This window comes from Pseudoalteromonas sp. APC 3250 (genome assembly GCF_030407915.1).
Taxonomy (GTDB): Bacteria; Pseudomonadota; Gammaproteobacteria; order Enterobacterales; family Alteromonadaceae; genus Pseudoalteromonas; species Pseudoalteromonas tetraodonis.
On sequence record NZ_JASDCM010000001.1, the window covers coordinates 243,769 to 262,975 of the forward strand.

Below are 19,207 nucleotides of genomic sequence, written 5' to 3' on the forward strand. Positions count from 1 at the left end.
GTTTACTTTGAGTCGTTTGCGAATTAGCCAATGGTATAATATTCAATCTATACCGAATATTTATTATACATATGTGCATAATACTTATAAAAATTGACTTTATACCCCTCTTTCACGTTAAAATGTAAAGATGTGCTTAGAATAGATTTTAGAATATAAAAATCAGAATAGTTATCTTAATAGGAGATACATAGATGGCAGATAAGAAAGCCACGGTCCATATTGATGGGCTAGATCCAATCGAACTTCCAATTTATCAAGGTACTGCTGGCCAAGATGTAATTGACGTACGTACACTCGGCTCACATGGTCACTTTACTTATGACCCAGGTTTCATGTCGACTGGTTCTTGTGAATCTACCATCACTTACATCGATGGTGGCAAGGGTGTTTTATTACACCGTGGTTACCCAATCGAACAGTTAGCAGAAAGCTCTAACTACGTTGAGTTATGCTACTTACTATTAAATGGTGAGTTACCAACTAAAGAGCAATACGATGATTTCGCTACAAAAATCACTCGTAGCACTATGCTAGATGAAAAAATCGCAAACTTCTTCCAAGGTTTCCGTTTTGACGCTCACCCAATGGCGATGCTATGTGGTGTGGTTGGTGCTTTATCTTCTTTCTACCATGAAGATCTGGATATCACTGATGCAGTTCAACGTAAAACAAGCGCTATTAAATTAGTTGCTAAGTTACCAACAATTGCAGCAATGGCGTACAAAACAAACATCGGTCAACCGTTTGTATACCCACGCAATGACTTAAGCTATGCAGAAAACTTCTTACACATGATGTTCTCTGTGCCTGCTGAAGAATACAAAGTAAACCCTGTCACAGCTAAAGCAATGGATAAAATCTTCATGCTTCATGCTGACCATGAGCAAAACGCATCAACGTCTACAGTACGTTTAGCAGGTTCTTCTGGTGCTAACCCTTATGCATGTATTGCTGCGGGTATTGCATCACTTTGGGGCCCTGCTCACGGCGGTGCTAACGAAGCATGTTTAAACATGTTAGAAGAAATTGGCTCAGTTGATCGCATTGACGAATACGTAGCAAAAGCTAAAGATAAAGCGGACCCGTTCCGTCTTATGGGCTTTGGACACCGTGTTTACAAAAACTTCGATCCTCGTGCAACAGTAATGCGTCAAACATGTCATGAAGTGTTAGCAGAGCTAAACATTCAAGATCCATTACTTGATATCGCAATGAAACTAGAGCAAATTGCACTTGAAGACCCGTACTTTGTTGAGAAGAAACTTTACCCTAATGTAGATTTCTACTCAGGTATTATCTTAAAAGCAATCGGCATCCCTACCAGCATGTTCACTGTAATCTTTGCAATGGCACGTACTGTAGGTTGGATCTCACACTGGGACGAGATGCTTTCTCAACCTGGTCATAAGATCAGCCGTCCACGTCAGCTTTACACAGGTGAAACACACCGTGATTATAAAGCAACTGACAAGCGCTAAGCATTAAGTTAGTTTAAAAGGCCGCCTCTGCGGCCTTTTTTATTACCTGCTACTTGAGAATTATCTTAAACAGATTACAATTCCTGCCCACTTGATTAACTTTATGAGCCTATGTCTGTGTCCTCGTTTGATCCTAAAAAAATCCGTAATGACTTTCCTACTCTAAATCAGACAATCAATGGCTACCCTTTGGTTTATTTAGACTCTGCAGCAACAACACAAAAACCACAATGCGTGATTGACGCTACGACACAGTTTTACACCTTACAGAATGCAAATGTTCACCGCGGACGTCATACGCTGAGTGAGCAAGCTACAGCGGCTTATGAGCAAGTACGTCAACGCGTTGCCGATTATTTTCAGGTAACCAGTAGCGAAATTGTCTGGACCAAAGGTGCCACTGAAGCGATTAACTTAGTTGCTCATGGCTTAAGAAATACATTAACAGCTGCTGACACTATTTTAATTAGCCCAATCGAACACCACGCTAATATCGTGCCGTGGCAAGAACTGGCAGCGCAAACCGGGGCAACATTAAAAACTTTACCACTTAACGCAGATGCTACGTTTGATATAGCACAGTGTTGTGAAGTGATTAAGCGCACCAACCCTGCACTACTGGCTATTACTCACGCTTCTAATGCGCTAGGCAATATTACTGATTTAGTCCCCTTAATAGCCTCAGCGAAGGCGGTAGGCGCGCTAACCTTAGTCGATGGCGCACAAGGGGCGCTGCATTTAAGACCGAATTTAAAAAAGCTCGATTGTGATTTTTACGTGTTTTCTGCTCATAAAATGGTGGGGCCAACAGGGCTAGGCGGTTTATATGGCCGTTATACAGCCCTTAATGCACTATCGCCTTATCAAACAGGCGGTGAAATGATTGAAAAAGTAACCTTAACGCACAGTACTTATCGTAATGCACCGGCTAAATTTGAAGCAGGAACGCCAAATATAGCCGGTGTTTTAGGTTTTGGCGCTGCACTTGAGTATTTAATGGCGCTTGATCTGCAAATATTACAGCACTATGAACAGCAGTTGTTTATTTATGCAGCGAACGCATTGAGCAAAATAGACGGTATTATTATCTACAGCGACCTCAAATCGAATATTGGCACACTTTGCTTTAATTATAAAAATGAACATCCTTATGATCTGTCAACTTTACTTGACGGCTATGGTGTTGCTGTACGAAGTGGTCATCATTGTACCCAACCTTTAATGAGTCATTTAAACCTAAATGGCTCACTGAGAGCGAGTTTTGCTTTTTATAATACGACTAAAGATGTAGACCAATTTATTGCCGCACTCAAAGAATGCATTGCTTTATTAGACTAATTTGGATAAATAATGACACACACATATCAACTCGTAACTAAAAGTATTCAAAGCAGTAGTAGCTGGCAACAAAAGTACCGTGAAATTATGTTACTCGGTAAAACGCTGCCACCTTTAGCCGATATATTAAAAACAGATGATGCGTTAGTGCCAGGCTGTGAGAGTAAAGTATGGATGTTTGTTGAGTTTGACCTAACCGAGAATGCACTGGTTGTAATTGGAGACTCTGATACTCGCATAGTAAAAGGCTTATTGGCGTTAATTTTAGCCCTGTATAACGGTTTAACACCCGAAGAAGTGTTAGCAGTAAATGCTTATGATGAATTTGAAAAGCTTGGCTTAATCAGTCATTTGAGTGCGTCAAGGGGTAATGGAGTAAAAGCCATGGTTGAAACAATACAAACCATGGCCAAACAAAAAGCGCTTTAAGCGCTTTTTAAATACTATTAAACCAAAACACTTTATCTAAGTATTTAGACGCGCACGCTTGTCTAAGTATTTTCGAACCGCTTTAGCGGCAACAAAAAAACCAAAACTACCGGTGATCATCGTCACTGAGCCAAAGCCATTATTACAATCCATGTTCATACTACCATCAGCATTTTGCTTCGCATGACACACACTGCCGTCACTACCTGGGTAAACAAGCTGTTCAGTGGAATATACACAGTCAATATTAAATTTACGTTTTGGGTTTGAACTGAAATTATATTGTTTACGCAAAATGTAACGCACTTTTGCAAGTAATGGATCTTGAGTGGTTTTTGCCACATCGCCAAAGGTAATTTGACTCGGATCGGTTTGACCACCTGCACCGCCTGTGGTAATTATAGGCATTTTATTACGTTTACAGTGAGCTATTAACGCCGCTTTTTCTTTAACCGCATCAATACAATCTATTACATAATCAAAACCTTGAATATGTTCTTGAATATTATCAAGGCTAATAAAGTCATCAATCACATTCACCACACACTCAGGGTTGATAAGCTTGCAGCGAGTTTTCATCGCATCAACTTTAGCTTCCCCTATTGTGCCTGTTAAGGCATGAATTTGACGATTTACATTAGTTGCACAAATATCATCTAAATCAATTAAGGTAATTTTACCTACGCCGGTACGCGCTAGTGCTTCAGCAGTCCAACTGCCTACACCACCAATACCCACAATACAAAAATGTGCTTGCTGTAACCACTCAAATTGCTGTTGACCATACAGTCGTTTAATACCACCAAAGCGGATATCAGTTACTTGTTCACTCATTTACCAATCCAGTTTCCACGGCGTTTGCCAAGAATTAAAATCTTGATGTTTTATCAATTGCGCATACTCTTCACCAGATTCTGGCAACAGGGTATGTTGTATTTTTTGCCCTTTCCATAAAAAATCCAGCGCAAATGCATGTAAATAGGTACGCTCTGCAGGGCTGCCTGCATAACTCGCATCACCCATTATGGGGGCACCCAAACTCTTTAAAGCAACTCTGAGCTGATGGGTTTTACCCGAATAGGGTTTTAATAGGTAAGCTCTAAAACCACTTTTAAAACTAAATGAATAAAACCGCGTTATAGCGGGATTTATTTGCGAGTTTAATAGTTTAAAAGTACCCCGACGTGACTTCGCCATGTCTCCTTTAACCCAACCTTGCTTTTTTTTAGGCTTAGAATCACTTACAGCTAAATAAAATTTATTAATAGTATGCTCAGTAAACATCTGGGTAAACTTTGCCGCAGCGTCTTTATGCCGCGCTAATATGATCAGCCCTGAAGTCACTTTGTCTAGACGGTGAACCGCAAACAATTTTTCGTTTAGTTGTTGCTCAGCAAGAAACACAAAACCAGGGCTTTCTTCTGAATGAAAATTAAGCCCTGCAGGTTTAGTTATAATATAAAAATCATCGTGCGTGTATTGCACCTTTAACACAGGCGTATCTGCTTTATTCACGCGCTTTACTTTGAATATGCGCAACGACTTTAGCTAAATCCTCTGGTGTATCAACCCCAGCATGAGGGGTCACCACCGCTTGCTCTATTTTAATCGCATAGCCATGGTAAAGCACCCTTAGCTGCTCTAGTGATTCTAAAACTTCTAATGGTGATACCGATAATTGAATATATTGCTTTATAAAGCCAGCGCGATACGCGTAAATACCCACATGGCGTTGAAAAGGCGCTAAGTTAAGTGGTTGCTGCTCAGCCATCATGGCACTTCTATCAAATGGAATGCTGGCTCTTGAAAAATATAAGGCATTTTTATTGATATCGCTGACCACTTTAACCGCATTAGGGTTAAACACCTCATCACGCTCTTCAATGGCAACACTGAGGGTTGCCATTGGCGCGGTTGATTGCGCTAATAATGTAGCCACTTGTGACACGTTATCAGGGGATAATAACGGTTCATCGCCCTGCACATTAACTACGATAGTATCTTCTGATAAGTTTAGTAAATCAACGACTTCTGCTAACCGTTCAGTCCCTGATTGATGATCTTCTCGAGTCATCAATACATCATTGGTAAAGTGTTTAGCCGCATCAAATACTTTTTGATGATCGGTGGCAATAACCACTTTACTCGCTCCCGACAAACACGCTTTTTCATAGACATGTTGGATCATTGGCTTGCCACAAATATCAGCAAGTGGTTTACCTGGCAAACGAGTAGAAGCGTAACGCGCAGGAATAACAACTACGAATTCCACTTTTCTACCTCTTCAAGAGACAATTCTCGGGCTTCATTTTCAAGTAATACCGGAATATCATCGCGTACAGGATAAGCAAGCTTTGCAGCTGTACTGATCAGCTCTTGGTTTTCTTTATCAAAGCGCAACTTACCTTTACACACGGGGCAAGCAATAATTTCGAGTAACTTCGTATCAAAGGCCATGATGGATCCCTTTTTCTTTTAATAGTAAATTTAATGTGTTTATTACCGCCGCTGTTGGTTGAGCATCAACAGGCAGGTAATACCAATTAGGCTTTGCAAAATCACGGCATTTAACCGCATCTTTTTCTGTCATTAATACACAGTCATCGCCAAATTGAGCGAAATCATCAGCGCTATAAGCATAATGATCGCGAAAATGATGTGTAGACAGTAATTTAATACCTTGTGCTTGCAGTGAAGCCTCAAAACGACCTGGGTTACCAATAGCACTCACCGCATGCGCAGCCTTTAAAGGCGTCGCTATATCCGTGTTATCGGCAACGCGTTTAATAACCGATGGCTGCAAGCGATAACTAAACTCATCCTCAGAGCCATTTTCAATTACTACGTCTACGCTCTTTAATCGAGAGACGGTTTCGCGCAGTGGCCCTGCGGGCATTAGCAAACCATTACCAAATTTTCTTTCGCTATCAACAATACAACATTCTATGCTGCGTGCCATTTTGTAATGCTGCATGCCATCATCAGAAATGATCACATCAAGCTTAAAGTTTGCGTTGAGCTTTTCTATATTGTGTTGCCTATTAGGGCCAACCACTAATGGGCACTGTAAACGATTAAATAAAAGCACCGGCTCATCCCCAGCCTCTCGTGTAGTCGTTTGTGCAGTAACCAATAACGGGTAATGAGTTGCTTGCCCGCCGTAACCTCGACTAATTAAACCAACAGATAAGCCTTTAGCAGTTAAATAATCATAAAGCCACAATACAAATGGCGTTTTACCATTACCGCCAACGCTTATATTACCAACCACAATAACCGGTGTTTTGCTGATAAACGATTTAAAAATGCCGAACTTATAGCAATATCTACGCAGCAAAGAAATACAGCCAAAAATAGCGGACAGTGGTAATAGCAATAACGTAATTAAGCTAAAAGGTTTATACCAGCTTTGCTCTATTTTACTCACCCTTGCTCACCAAACTGCATTTTGCATAACGCAGAATAAGTGCCATCGTTAGCAAGTAAATCCGTATGGGTACCACTTTCAATAACTTGACCACTGTCTATTACATAAATGCGGTCACTATTTTCAATAGTCGATAACCTATGCGCAATTACAATAGACGTTTTGTCTTTCATTAATGTATCGAGGGCATGTTGAATGAGTTTTTCTGATTCAGTATCCAGCGCCGAGGTCGCTTCATCTAAAATTAAAATTGGTGCATCTTTTAATATTGCGCGAGCAATCGCGATACGTTGACGCTGACCACCTGAAAGCATCACTCCATTCTCACCAACCATAGTGTTAAGTTGCTCCGGTAAATCTTTAACAAACTCCCACACATGAGCTTGTTTAGCCACAGCATGAAGCTCTTCCATCGATACATCGCGTTGGAGGCCATAACAAATATTATTTGCAATCGTGTCATTAAAAAGCACCACTTGCTGCGATACTAAAGCAAATTGACGACGTAAATCGGTGAGCTTATATTCATTTAAAGCAATACCATCCAGTAATATTTCACTGGGCGCTTCTAAATCATAATAGCGAGGTAATAAGTTTGATATGGTGGATTTACCCGAGCCTGAGCGGCCAACAAGCGCAATGCTCTCGCCCGCTTTAATAGTCATAGACAAATTATTTAATACCGGCTCGTCTTTGGTTGGGTATTTAAAGGTGACATTTTTTACCTCAATATGACCTTTAACTTTATCAACCGATAAGGTGCCTGTGTCCTTTTCTATTTCTTCATCTAGCACTAAAAATACACTCTGCGCAGCTGAAATACCGCGTTGTAAATCGCTGTTCACATTGGCAAGCTGTTTTAACGGGCGTAGTAACATCATCATCGAAGAAATGAGCACAACAAAATCCCCAGAGCTAATACTGTCTATCATTGAGGGCATAGACACCACCCATAAAATAACGGCCATTGCACTGGCGGCTAAAATTTGAATGATAGAGACACTTAACGCCTTAGTCGCATCCATTTTGATACGTTGCTGGCGATTATGATTATTAATTTTAGAAAATTGATCGATTTCTTGAGTTTGACCACCAAAGCCGTGGATCACTTTGTGACCACTGAGCATTTGCTCTGAGCTGCGGGTAACTTGCCCCATCGCAGACTGAATATTTTTAGATATATGACGAAAACGTTTAGATACCACCGCCACTATAATAGCCACTAATGGAATAATAACTAAAAAGATTAACGATAATTGCCAGCTGGTATAAAACATAACTGCAAGTAAAAACACCACAAAAGCGCCTTCACGAACTACAATAAGCAGTGCTTTGGTAATCGCTTGCTGTACTTGCTCTGTATCAAAGGTAATTTTTGAAATAAGGTCGCCAGTCGAGTTTTTATCATGAAACGATACTGGCAAATGTAATATATGCTCAAATAGTTCTTGGCGAAGCGCACGCACTACCTGCGAACCAACATAGCTTAAACAGTACGATGACATAAAATTAAATACGCCACGCCCGATCACCAACGCAATAACCACAAATGGCGCATAAGTAAGTACCTGACTATTACGCTCATTTAAACCTTCATCGATAAACGGCTTCATCAGTTGGATGAATAATGCATCCATACCTGAATAACCTATCATTCCAATAATTGCGACGATGGCAACCGACTTATAGGCACCAACGTAAGAAACAAGCCGTTTATAAATTTGTGTAGTACTTTGATCCATAACACTCTCTAAAACCACTGACAGCCTCTATTGTATCCTTAGCAACAGCAAAACAAAACGTCAATCTTTGATAAACCAATAACTTTCCTGCGCCCTCGCTGTAGTAAGCTCAAGGTGCTTAGCATAAAAATCAATCCTAACTTGTCCTACATCACCAGTGCTATATTGTTTGGCGTTTATTTTATTGTAACGCTCAACTACCGCTTTACTTGGAAATTGCCACTGACCTTGATAGGCACTTGAATGAATCACAATCGTTGGGTTTACTGCATTAATAAACTCGTCACTCGAGGAGCTGTCACTGCCGTGGTGTGGGCTTATCAAAACGGTACTTTGTAAATCATCTTTCTTTTTAATTAATTGCGACTCTCGCGTCTTTGATATGTCACCGGTAAGTAGCACACTATAGTTTGCAGCTGAGATTTTAACGATACAGGAATTATCATTACTATTATTAAATTCCTCTTTAGCAAAAGTTTGAATACTCAATCCATTAAAATCGAGTGTTGTTGCTATACAGTCGTTATATACACCATTTGGATGAAAATAATCAAAACTCCATGCATAACCGGCCGCTTTAAAATGCGCAACACCTCCGGCATGATCGTTATCTTGATGACTGACAATCGCGGTACTTACCGTTAGATTATGGGCGTCAATATAGGGTAGTAATACACTAGGCACACGACTAAAGCGATTAAAGTAACTCGGACCAAAATCATAAATAAACGCATGCTTATCTTTTTTTATCAGTACCATTAGGCCATGGCCTACATCAAATACGTTCAACTGCCAAAGACTAGATTGCGTAAAATAATAATTAGACAGTAAAGTCAAAAGCGGAATACACGCCAGTACGCGAAGCTCAATAAAATAAAGTAAAGGAACGACACTATAAAGCAGCACCACAGTGGTTATACTTACCTGACCAACATTAAGCCAACGTATGTGCTGTGGTATTGCCAGCAACATTTGATAAATATAGGTCAGTGGAAAATCATACAACACAATAAACGCATGCCAGTCGGTTAATAACCCCAGCAACACACTTAAAAATAAAGCAGGCATTAATACAAAAGATAAAATGGGAATAGCGACAAGATTTAAAACTAAACCTGCTAAACTCACGCCATTAAAAAAGTATAATGACAGCGGTAATAAGCCAATAAATAATCCCAGTTGAATAATAAAAAGAGTGCGAATATTGGCTAACAATGAATGACCTCGCAGCGGAAACTGTTTTAAAACCATAAAAATAATACATACCGCTAAAAAGGAAAAATACAGGCCAGGATTAAGCAAACTAAATGGATTAACCGCTAGAATAATAACCAACGCATATAAAATACTTCGCCATCTAAGCGCTTGCTTCGCTAAATAATAAAGCAACAAATAACAACCCAACATAATTAAGGCGCGGGTTGCCGAAATAATGAAATCACTCAAGTAAACATAAATAAAAGCGGCAACAAAGCCAGCAGCGCTATAAAAAATAGCAATATTTAATGATTGATTTAGTTCAGGCTTAATCAACTTAAGAAAACAGCGCACTGCAAAATAACAAAAGCCGAAAACCAAAGAGATATGCAATCCAGAAATAGCCAGTAAATGACTTAACCCAAGACTTTGCATTAATTGTTTATGCTCAAAGGTCATTAACGACTTGTCTCCGGTTAAGAGCACGTAATATAGCCAATTAAGCTCAGCACTACTTACGAGCTTTTTGACATAAGTCCTATAAGCCGCGATATAATTATTTTGTGGGCGGTTGTAAATCGCTAACTGCTTATTTAATACTGTGCCTTTAAACGCTATTTTTTGTGTAAAGGCATAGAGTTGACTGTCGAACACAGTAAAATTTTTAATCCCCCTAAAATTTTTTAACCTAACTTGAGCAGTAAAAGCATCCCCTGGCTGAATAGGTTGTGTTGAATTAATACTTAATAAGGCATTAGGTGCTCTAAACTGACTATATTCGCTATCTTCCAAACGAGTTATTTTCACTTTTACGTATTGTGGAGGGGCTGAAGAAATAACCTCTTCGACAACAACATTGACTGAATAAGCGTATTTTTCGTGCTGATTAGGTAATTCAAATGAATAAAACAAGATAAAATGTGCCGCTACACAACAAATACCGCAAATAAAGCCTAACAATACAGTTAAAAACGGCTTAAAATACGTGCTCACAATGAGGATTGAAATTGTGATAACTGTAAATTCAAGGGTTTGGTAATAAAATACGGTAACAACAACTCCGATAACAAACCCAAGACTCATCCACACAGAAGTAAATGGTTGCTTTAAATGGCTAAAAAAACGATCCAACGGTTTTTACCCGATCCAAATAAAATTAGACATCACAAATCGCTAAGAATATTTGGCCGTCTTTTACATGATGCTAACCTTTGGCATTTAAATAGACGTTCGGCACGAGGTGCTTTTGCTGTTGGGCTCTTTTTTGCTTTCATCCCTGTTCCTTTTCAAATGGTGCTCGCGGCTGCCGCAGCGATAATTTTGAGAGTTAATTTACCCATTTCTGTTGCGCTAGTATGGATCACTAATCCACTGACTATGCCGCCAATTTTTTACGGCTCCTACCTTGTTGGTACATTAGTACTTAATCAACCAGAACAACACTTTGCGTTCGAAGCCAGTTGGGCATGGTTTATAGAAAGCTTAACGACAATTGGCCCTGCATTCTTAGTCGGTTCTTTGGTATGCGCCTCTATCGCCAGTGTTATTGGCTACTTTGGAATAGATCTAATTTGGCGCCGCTCTGTAAGGCGGGCATGGGGAATGAGAAATAATTAGCCTCTCTTCCTTTAAATGCTTACATTACTATAGACAAAAAAAACCCAACTTAACAAGTTGGGTTTTTTAGTCGTTCTGTTTAACGATTTAAGCTCATTTAAAATCTAAATACACGTCTTAAACCAACAAGTGGTAGTAATAATAAACCAAACCAAGAAAAGCTCGCAGAACTGCGTTCGTAAAATTCAGCATCTGGGGCTTTACAATTCTCAACTTCACCATTAGGGATAGGCGAAAGTTTTACCGCAACGGCTACACTTTCATACTCAATATTACCATTTACATCGGTAACAACTCCGCCCAATGAATTTCGTTTTTCAACTGTTTTAGTTGCAACACCAAATACTTCGTTGTTTTCATTAATCGATTTAGCTTCTACCATTTTATAGCTGAAACTGGTTTCACCATCACTGTCATAACAAGGCAGCAATTTATTTAGGTTAGTGATCTTGTCATCGCCAATTTTATAAATGAAGGCTTCTGAACGACGAGTGTTCTCAGATTCACCAATTTCACCTTCACCAACAATGTAACCTTGATTATTAATGTCATTTGCATATGAGCTTGAGCTTATAAAGTAACCTTCAGGAAACACGGTCGTGTTTGTATTTATATCATGGTAAAAAAGTTTGTTTCTTAGCGTGCCTTCTATTCGCTTGGTCGCATAACCTACAACAATATCGTTATCGTTGATAGCAAATGCTTTACCACTTTGCCAGTCATCTCTTTGTTCAATAAAATCAACCACTTCACCATCTTTAAAGTAAACTGGCATCGTTAAAATTGTGGAATCTCTATCAAAGTAACGGGTATTAGAAAAACCGGCCGCAACGCCATTTTTATTAACCGCTAATGCATTACTAATAAATGGGTTACTGTCTTCATCTTCTTTTGGTGTCAGCGCTAAACCTAACAATTCTGTTGAGGTTACATTATAGGCACTATCTAGTGTCCACTTAACCGCTGTTTTATTAAATAAACCACGTGTGTTACGACTATTAATTGATTCAATACACGTCATTACAGGTTCATCAAGACCATCACAATTATCAGCAATTAAGGTTTGTCTCTCTGTAGGGATACTCACTGATACATTACCAACAACAACGTAACCCGTGTCAGTGGCAACAATATCAGACGCTTTACTCGTCCCACCATGTTCAGTAAATTCTGGAACAAGCGGCACTTCTACACCGCCTTCAGAAATTAAAATACCACGTTCTATAAACTCTCGGGTAAACCAAGTTTCTTCTTCAGTTTCACCATCTGGTGTAAAAGTGATTTTATCAAACGGTGCACTGCCCCAACCTACGGTCGTACCGTCCTGTGCAACAGCATTATAAAAATTGCTGGTCGATCGCGTTAACCCATCATAATCAACCGAAGCCACATCAAACAAAGATTGCTCTGTAATTACACCACTGTTGTAATTTGTAGCAACAATTGAGCTAATTTTTTGATATTCAAAGTTAGCAGATAAGTTTGACAAAAAACGAACCATAAAAGTATGCGCATCAGCATTGGTATAAATAGCGTCGTTGTTTTCGATGTCATCAAGTGTAAACGTAATTTCTTTGTCACTTAGTTCAAATGAATTTACTTCATTAGTATAAGCGTTCTTAATTAAACTATCGGTAAAATCAATATAACTAATATCAATTGGGATATTGTATAAGCCATTAGCAAGCCCAATGACATGTCCGTTTTCACTCACATCGGTAACATAAGTATGTTTTGCGTTTTCAAAGTTACCTAACTCCGTTAACGCATAGGTAGCACTTAATGCCGATGTACTCAGTGTTGCTAAAACACTGGCCGCGAGTAATTTATATTTCATTTTATTCCTTACTACTGATTCTTTAATTCTTCAAGTTCTTCCCAGCGCTCAAAAGCGGCTTCAAGGTCAGACTCGAGTTGGGCTAAATGGTTCAATTCCTTAGCTGTTACATCACTGTCTTGCTTGAAAAAGTCTTCGTGACTTACTCGTTCTTGTTGTTTTTCAAGCTCAGCTTCAAGTTGTTCCATTTTATTAGGTAGTTGCTCTAGTTCAAGTTTTAATTTGTAAGAGAGTTTATTTGCTTTGTTATTACTTTTAACGGGTGCCGGCTCTGATTTTTCAACCTTTTTAACTGGCTGTTGTTGCTGCTGCTTTTGCTGCTCTGCTAAATAGTTGGTATAGGCTTCATAATCGCTGTAACCGCCAACGATATCTGTTACCTTACCATTACCTTCAAAGGCCCATACACTCGAACACGTATTATCAATAAACTCACGGTCATGGCTAACTATCAGCACAGTACCTTGGTATTGATTGATGATATCTTCTAGTAACTCTAACGTTTCTATGTCTAAGTCGTTGGTAGGCTCATCAAGCACTAATATATTTGAAGGTTTCAAAAATAGTTTGGCTAATAACAACCTGTTTTTTTCACCACCTGAAAGTGCTTTTACGGGGGTGCGAGCGCGTGCTGGCGGGAATAAAAAGTCTTGTAAATAGCCTAACACATGACGTGAGCGCCCGCCCATCATGACCTCTTGCTTACCCTCAGCTACGTTATCTTGAACGGTCGCTTCTTCATCAAGCTTTTCACGGTACTGATCAAAATAAGCAAACTCTAAATTAACACCTTGCTTTATTTCGCCACTGTCTGCTTTTAAATCACCAAATAGAAGCTTTAATAGTGTTGTTTTACCAATGCCATTGGGGCCGACTAATCCAATACGATCACCACGCATAACCAAAGTAGAAAAGTCATCAGCAATGATTTTATCTTTAAATGCATGGTTTAAGTGTTTCGCTTCAAACACTAATTTACCTGAACGATCAGCCGTTTCAATATTGAAATCGGTTTTGCCTACTTGATCAACGCGTTTTTTACGCTCATTACGTAATTGTTTAAGCTCACGAACTCGCCCTTCGTTACGCGTACGACGCGCTTTAACACCTTGGCGGATCCACGCTTCTTCTTCTGCTAAACGCTTATCGAACAATGCATTTTGCGTTTCTTCCACTTTTAAATCATGCGCTTTTTGTTCTAAGTAAGTGGCATAATCACCTGGATAAGAAATTAGTTTACCGCGATCTAAATCTAAAATACGTGTTGCAACGGCGCGAATAAAAGCACGGTCATGCGATATAAATACAATCCCGCCTTTAAACTCTTTTAAAAATTGCTCTAACCACATTACACTTGTCATATCTAAGTGGTTGGTAGGCTCATCGAGTAATAATAAATCAGGCTCGCTCACTAGCGCACGCGCAAGTGCAACTTTACGTAACCAACCACCAGAAAGTGATTCTAGTTTTGCATCGGGGGTTAATTCTAGTTGGGTTAAAACCAGTTGAATACGGCTATCAAAACGCCAGCCATCAGCTGCTTCTAACTTATTTGATAAGCGCTCTAATTTATTGAGTAACTGATCAGTACAATCTGTTTGCAATTGTGTACTTACATGATGAAAATCAATCAGTAAGTTAGCAATTTCAGGCATACCTTGGGCAACATAATCAAATACAGTACCGCTTGCCCCTTTAGGCGGATCTTGTTCTAAACGCGATATTTTTAAACTACCGACTTGGTTTATTTCGCCGTCATCGAGTATTACTTGGCCATCTAATACTTTTAGAAGCGTTGATTTACCCGCACCGTTACGCCCTACAATACATACTCGTTCACCGCTTTCTATAACCGCATCGGCATTATCTAATAATGGGTGCGTACCGTAGGCTAATTGTGCTTTTGAAATTCTAATTAAATCCATAATTAATCTTTACTCTTATTCTGCTTGCGCTAAAAACTGCTGCGCCTGAGATGCAGTAAACGGCCAAAACAATTGCTGGCCTTGTTGATTTTTTAAAACCGGAATACTGATTTGATACTCTAAAATTAATGCGTCATCGCTCATAATATCAATAAGTTGTAATTCATCAGCTGATGAAAGTAACGGTTTTAACAGTTGCTCTGCTTGCTCACACAAGTGGCAACCATCTGTGTGATATAAAACCCAATTAGCCATGTTTAATTAACCAGCTATTATGAATTTTTTTATTACGTTTAAAATCGGGAGATAAGGTTTTTTCTGAAATATTTTCCGCTTTTAAGCCTAAGCCCATTAACCCTACTTCGTCCATCACAAAGCCGCGTTTATTGTTAGAAAATATAAGCGTACCCGATGGGCTCAATATTTTTTTAACCCAAGTTAACAGCTTAATGTGATCATTTTGTACATCAAACGCATCTTTCATTCGCTTAGAGTTAGAAAATGTTGGAGGGTCTAAAAAGATCAAGTCGTATTGGCCTTGTGCATGCTCTAACCATTTTAAACAGTCTGCTTGCTCAAACCGATAACGCGTATTGCTAATATCGTTAAGCGCAAAGTTATCTTGCCCCCATTTTAGGTAGGTTTTAGATAAATCAACGGTAGTAATTGCTTTTGCACCGCCTAATGCAGCATGAACCGACGCTGTTCCCGTGTAGGCAAACAGATTTAAAAAGCGCTTATCTTTTGCATTTTCTTGAATGTAACGACGTGCAAGACGGTGATCTAAAAATAGTCCGGTGTCTAAGTAATCAAATAAGTTAACTTTAAACTTAGCACCAAACTCCTCTACCACCATGGTTCTGTTTTGCTTAGCCATGGGGGTATATTGTTCTTCACCTTTTTGCTTTTTACGTACTTTTACCGCAATGTTTTCAGGTGCAATATCAAGTTGTTGCGCTGTTAAGCTAATAACATCTTGCAAGCGTTTTTCTGAGGTTTTTTCATCAATTTCTTTTGGTGCTGCGTATTCAAAAATAACCGCTGAATCACCATAAATATCAACCGCAACGTTATATTCAGGAATATCCGCATCATACACGCGATAGGCATGTACTTGATTTTGCTTAAGCCAATTTTTTAAGCCTTGCTTATTCTTTTTCAAGCGATTAGCAAAGGCCATTGAGCCTTCAAAGTTTAAAGCCGGTTTGTCATCCGTGGTAAGACTCACTTGCTTGTCATCAAGTTGATACAAGTTTAATTCAACATCAAGTGGGCCATTTTTAAATTTATAACGTTTTTGCTTCACCAATTTAAGCAGTTTAAACAGGCTTTCATCCATGCCTAATAAAGCTAGTTTCCAGTGGTTGAAGTGTTTTTTAAAGCCAACACCTAAACTGCGGTGTAAGTTAACCAGCTCAGCCATAGAGCCAATTCGCTCACCATAAGGTAAGTTAGAAATAACAACACCCGGCAATTTAGCAACCGCAGTCAATTTAGTTGCATCGCTTTGTTTAAACTTAATTACCGTATCAAGTTCTGCGCGCTGCGCATTGGCAATGGCTTTATCAAGGACATTTGCGTCGTAATCATGGCCAATTAACCACAATTTAGGATCGGTAATATTTGCTAAAAGCTGCTCTTTAAGTTCTTTAAACTTTGCCACTCTAAAGCTAGGTAAACGTTCAAACGCAAAGCCTTCACGAAATAGACCTGGCGCTTCATTACGCGCCATTCCAGCGGCTTCAATTAAAATAGTACCAGCACCACAACAGGGATCAAATAAAGGCTGATTAACATTTTCAAGCCAGCCACTGCGCTTAATAATCGCTGCAGCTAAATGTTCTTTAATTGGTGCTTTACCTTGACCTTGACGGTAACCACGCTCTGATAAACGCGGGCCAGAGTAATCAATATAAAGTGAAACACCATGGCGATTTAAACGTGCAACCACTCGTACATTCGCATCTTGCTTATCAACATTTGGGCGCTGTTCATACAGATCATTAAAATAATCAACAATCGCATCTTTAATCACTAAGCCTGAAAACTGTGTATTTTTAAGCGAGTCATTGGTGCCGTTAAAATCAACAGCAAAGGTTTGCGTAGGGCCAAACCACTCTTGCCAAGGTTGCAAGCGTGCAAATTTATACAAGCTGTCTTTGTCATTTACGCCTTCTTTTTCTTCAATAAGCATAAGTACACGCGTAGCAAAGCGTGTTGATAAACACACCTTTTGCGCTAGCAATGAGTCAGCCTCAAAGCGAACAGAACCCACAGTTTGTTTTGACACCGTAGCGCCAAGCTCTGTAAGTTCATCAACCAATAAATTTTCGATTCCGATAGAAGTAAGTGCGATAAATTGCAAAGTAAAAACCCTTAATAGCTAATTGCGCGGGATTATAACATAGGTTTGCGTACAAATACGCCATAAACACGGTGGGAAAACTAAATTAGATTAAGCGGTTTGACTATCGTACTGTGAGATAATAAGCGGGTGAACACGGTTGTTTAATACGCGGATCACTTCAAACTGTGAGAGTGATAAATTATCGTCAAGCGCAAAGGTTTCGCTTAAATTAATACACACAGAAGCATCAGGGCAATGCTCCACAATTAAAAACTCGCCAGTTTGAGATTCAGAGCTCAAGTTGATAACGGCTTCAGTACTAGGTGTTGTACCCGTGTAAGTTTTAAAAAACCAACTTTTAGCTAAAACGGGCTTTAATTGAAACTTAACCGCGGTGGCATTGAGCGCTATTTGACATAATTGCGCAGGATTCCATAAGTTAAACTGCTCGAGGTAATAATATACCTGCTCATAAAAAGCGGCGTCTTCTAAACTAAAGTAAGGGTTTTTAAAGGTGCAATCTGTTAATTGCCTTAGTTTATAAGGGGTGCATAGTTGCATATCGTCATTTAAATCAAGCAGTAAGCGGTTTTTTTCAGCACACGCTATCCACTGCCATTGCTTTGACGCTTGTAACATTTGCTCCTCCCTACTTAGTACTTAAAAAAATAAAATAAGACAATAAGCTTAGAGTATAGCTGCTTTTGACCATTTTTAAAACGTCTTTTTAGAACATTTATCGAACGATCAAAAGCTTACATAACTGATCCTTATAAGTCGTTAATGATCGACTTGACCAATTGTGGTCCTTTATAAATAAATCCAGTGTAAACTTGAATCAAATCAGCCCCTGCGTTCATCTTCTCTTTAGCCGATTGAACGTCATCAATACCGCCTACACCAATGATAGGTAATTGATTATTAGTTAAACGTTTTAGTTCAGAAACAATATGAGTTGAACGCTCTCTTACCGGAGCACCCGATAACCCCCCTGCTTCATCAGCATACTGCTGACCTTGCACTAGGCTACGCTCAAGGGTTGTATTTGTGGCAATCACACCATCAATTTTATTCGTTAATAGTGATTCGCTCACTTGTTCAATTTGAATAGGATCTAAGTCTGGCGCAATTTTAACCAGCATAGGTACATTTTTATTATGCTTGGCAATTAAATCTAACTGCTCATTTTTTAAACTTTGCAATAGGTCATCTAATGCTGCGCCATATTGTAAGTCACGCAATCCTGGTGTATTTGGCGATGAAATATTGACGGTTATGTAAGATGCATACTCAAACACTTTTCGCATACAGTGAATGTAATCATCTTTGCCTTGTTCATTCGGCGTATCTTTATTTTTACCAATATTAATACCTAAAATGCCATCATACTTTGCTGCTTTTACGTTATTTACTAAATTATCAACGCCTTTATTATTAAAGCCCATGCGATTAATAATTGCATTCGACTGTGGCAATCTAAACATACGAGGCTTATCGTTACCTGCTTGTGGACGCGGTGTTACTGTGCCTACTTCGACAAAACCAAACCCCATTTGGGCGAATGCATCAATACACTCGGCATTTTTATCAAGACCAGCGGCAAGCCCTACGGGATTTTTAAATTCGAGGCCTAAAAAGTTCACAGGCTTATTTGCCACGCTTTGTGACCACGCGGCACTTAACGGTGTATTAGCAAAGCGACGTAAGTTATTAAGAGCAAAATCATGGGCCCACTCCGCATCACGGGTAAACATAAAACGGCGAGCTAAATCGTAAAACATGAATATAATCCTCTTAAAGTTGTAGACAAAAAAATACCTCAGATAAGGCTGAGGTATTATATAACAAAAAACTGTTTAACGATTAA

Annotated in this window: 17 protein-coding genes; 4 read left to right on the plus strand and 13 right to left on the minus strand. The window is 39.2% G+C overall.

The window, feature by feature from the left end:
- Positions 1-194 precede the first annotated feature (194 nt).
- The 3 genes from QL986_RS01120 (at position 195) to QL986_RS01130 (ending at position 3,248) form a co-directional block, all read left to right on the plus strand.
- Positions 195-1,481 (plus strand): citrate synthase, encoded by a 1,287-nt coding sequence (locus tag QL986_RS01120; protein WP_013465014.1) that lies wholly within the window; start codon positions 195-197, stop codon positions 1,479-1,481.
- A 111-nt stretch (positions 1,482-1,592) separates the two neighbouring features.
- Positions 1,593-2,819: a SufS family cysteine desulfurase gene (locus QL986_RS01125; RefSeq protein ID WP_290191006.1), complete on the plus strand. Its 1,227-nt coding sequence runs from the start codon at positions 1,593-1,595 to the stop codon at positions 2,817-2,819.
- 12 nt (positions 2,820-2,831) lie between these two features.
- Positions 2,832-3,248 (plus strand): SufE family protein, encoded by a 417-nt coding sequence (locus tag QL986_RS01130; RefSeq protein WP_024603040.1) that lies wholly within the window; start codon positions 2,832-2,834, stop codon positions 3,246-3,248.
- A gap of 36 nt (positions 3,249-3,284) precedes the next feature.
- Here QL986_RS01130 and tcdA read toward each other — a convergent pair whose 3' ends face one another.
- The 7 genes from tcdA to QL986_RS01165 are packed head-to-tail and all read right to left on the minus strand — an operon-like array spanning position 3,285 to position 10,745.
- Positions 3,285-4,082, minus strand: a complete 798-nt coding sequence (tcdA, locus tag QL986_RS01135) for a tRNA cyclic N6-threonylcarbamoyladenosine(37) synthase TcdA (protein ID WP_290191007.1) — start codon at positions 4,080-4,082, stop codon at positions 3,285-3,287.
- A complete protein-coding gene (locus tag QL986_RS01140) occupies positions 4,083-4,763 on the minus strand; it encodes a TIGR01621 family pseudouridine synthase (protein ID WP_058154677.1) in 681 nt (226 codons plus the stop codon).
- Positions 4,756-5,520 (minus strand): 3-deoxy-manno-octulosonate cytidylyltransferase, encoded by a 765-nt coding sequence (gene kdsB, locus QL986_RS01145; RefSeq protein WP_058154678.1) that lies wholly within the window; start codon positions 5,518-5,520, stop codon positions 4,756-4,758. Before kdsB ends, QL986_RS01140 begins: the two co-directional genes overlap by 8 nt.
- The gene (locus QL986_RS01150) at positions 5,508-5,705 is read right to left on the minus strand and encodes a Trm112 family protein (RefSeq protein ID WP_008112074.1); all 198 of its coding nucleotides are present in this window, start codon (positions 5,703-5,705) and stop codon (positions 5,508-5,510) included. The genes kdsB and QL986_RS01150 overlap by 13 nt, the downstream gene beginning before the upstream one ends.
- A complete protein-coding gene (gene lpxK, locus QL986_RS01155) occupies positions 5,695-6,675 on the minus strand; it encodes a tetraacyldisaccharide 4'-kinase (RefSeq protein WP_058154680.1) in 981 nt (326 codons plus the stop codon). Before lpxK ends, QL986_RS01150 begins: the two co-directional genes overlap by 11 nt.
- The gene (gene msbA / locus QL986_RS01160) at positions 6,672-8,417 is read right to left on the minus strand and encodes a lipid A export permease/ATP-binding protein MsbA (protein ID WP_013465021.1); all 1,746 of its coding nucleotides are present in this window, start codon (positions 8,415-8,417) and stop codon (positions 6,672-6,674) included. The genes lpxK and msbA overlap by 4 nt, the downstream gene beginning before the upstream one ends.
- Before the next feature lie 60 nt (positions 8,418-8,477).
- Entirely contained in the window at positions 8,478-10,745 is a 2,268-nt protein-coding gene (locus QL986_RS01165) for a DNA internalization-related competence protein ComEC/Rec2 (RefSeq protein ID WP_290191008.1), read from the minus strand.
- On the opposite strand from QL986_RS01165, the gene QL986_RS01170 reads away from it, so the two are divergent.
- Complete coding sequence (locus QL986_RS01170; RefSeq protein ID WP_013465022.1) at positions 10,725-11,231, plus strand: DUF2062 domain-containing protein; 507 nt, start codon at positions 10,725-10,727, stop codon at positions 11,229-11,231. The two genes, QL986_RS01165 and QL986_RS01170, sit on opposite strands and share 21 nt — an antisense overlap.
- A gap of 97 nt (positions 11,232-11,328) precedes the next feature.
- Here QL986_RS01170 and QL986_RS01175 read toward each other — a convergent pair whose 3' ends face one another.
- From QL986_RS01175 to pyrD, 6 genes are all read right to left on the minus strand, one after another.
- Positions 11,329-13,068: a DUF3466 family protein gene (locus QL986_RS01175; protein ID WP_013465024.1), complete on the minus strand. Its 1,740-nt coding sequence runs from the start codon at positions 13,066-13,068 to the stop codon at positions 11,329-11,331.
- Positions 13,069-13,079: 11 nt separating this feature from the next.
- Positions 13,080-14,993, minus strand: a complete 1,914-nt coding sequence (locus tag QL986_RS01180) for an ABC transporter ATP-binding protein (protein WP_024603048.1) — start codon at positions 14,991-14,993, stop codon at positions 13,080-13,082.
- Positions 14,994-15,008: 15 nt separating this feature from the next.
- Positions 15,009-15,248, minus strand: coding sequence for a glutaredoxin family protein (locus tag QL986_RS01185; protein ID WP_290191009.1), 240 nt, complete (start codon positions 15,246-15,248; stop codon positions 15,009-15,011).
- Positions 15,241-17,358: a bifunctional 23S rRNA (guanine(2069)-N(7))-methyltransferase RlmK/23S rRNA (guanine(2445)-N(2))-methyltransferase RlmL gene (rlmKL, locus tag QL986_RS01190; RefSeq protein ID WP_024603050.1), complete on the minus strand. Its 2,118-nt coding sequence runs from the start codon at positions 17,356-17,358 to the stop codon at positions 15,241-15,243. Before rlmKL ends, QL986_RS01185 begins: the two co-directional genes overlap by 8 nt.
- A 90-nt stretch (positions 17,359-17,448) precedes the next feature.
- Positions 17,449-17,979 carry a cell division protein ZapC gene (locus tag QL986_RS01195; protein WP_036954637.1) on the minus strand — a complete coding sequence of 177 codons (531 nt, stop codon included), beginning with the start codon at positions 17,977-17,979 and terminating at the stop codon, positions 17,449-17,451.
- A gap of 131 nt (positions 17,980-18,110) precedes the next feature.
- The gene (gene pyrD, locus QL986_RS01200; RefSeq protein WP_024603052.1) at positions 18,111-19,121 is read right to left on the minus strand and encodes a quinone-dependent dihydroorotate dehydrogenase; all 1,011 of its coding nucleotides are present in this window, start codon (positions 19,119-19,121) and stop codon (positions 18,111-18,113) included.
- Between the last annotated feature and the right edge of the window lie 86 nt (positions 19,122-19,207).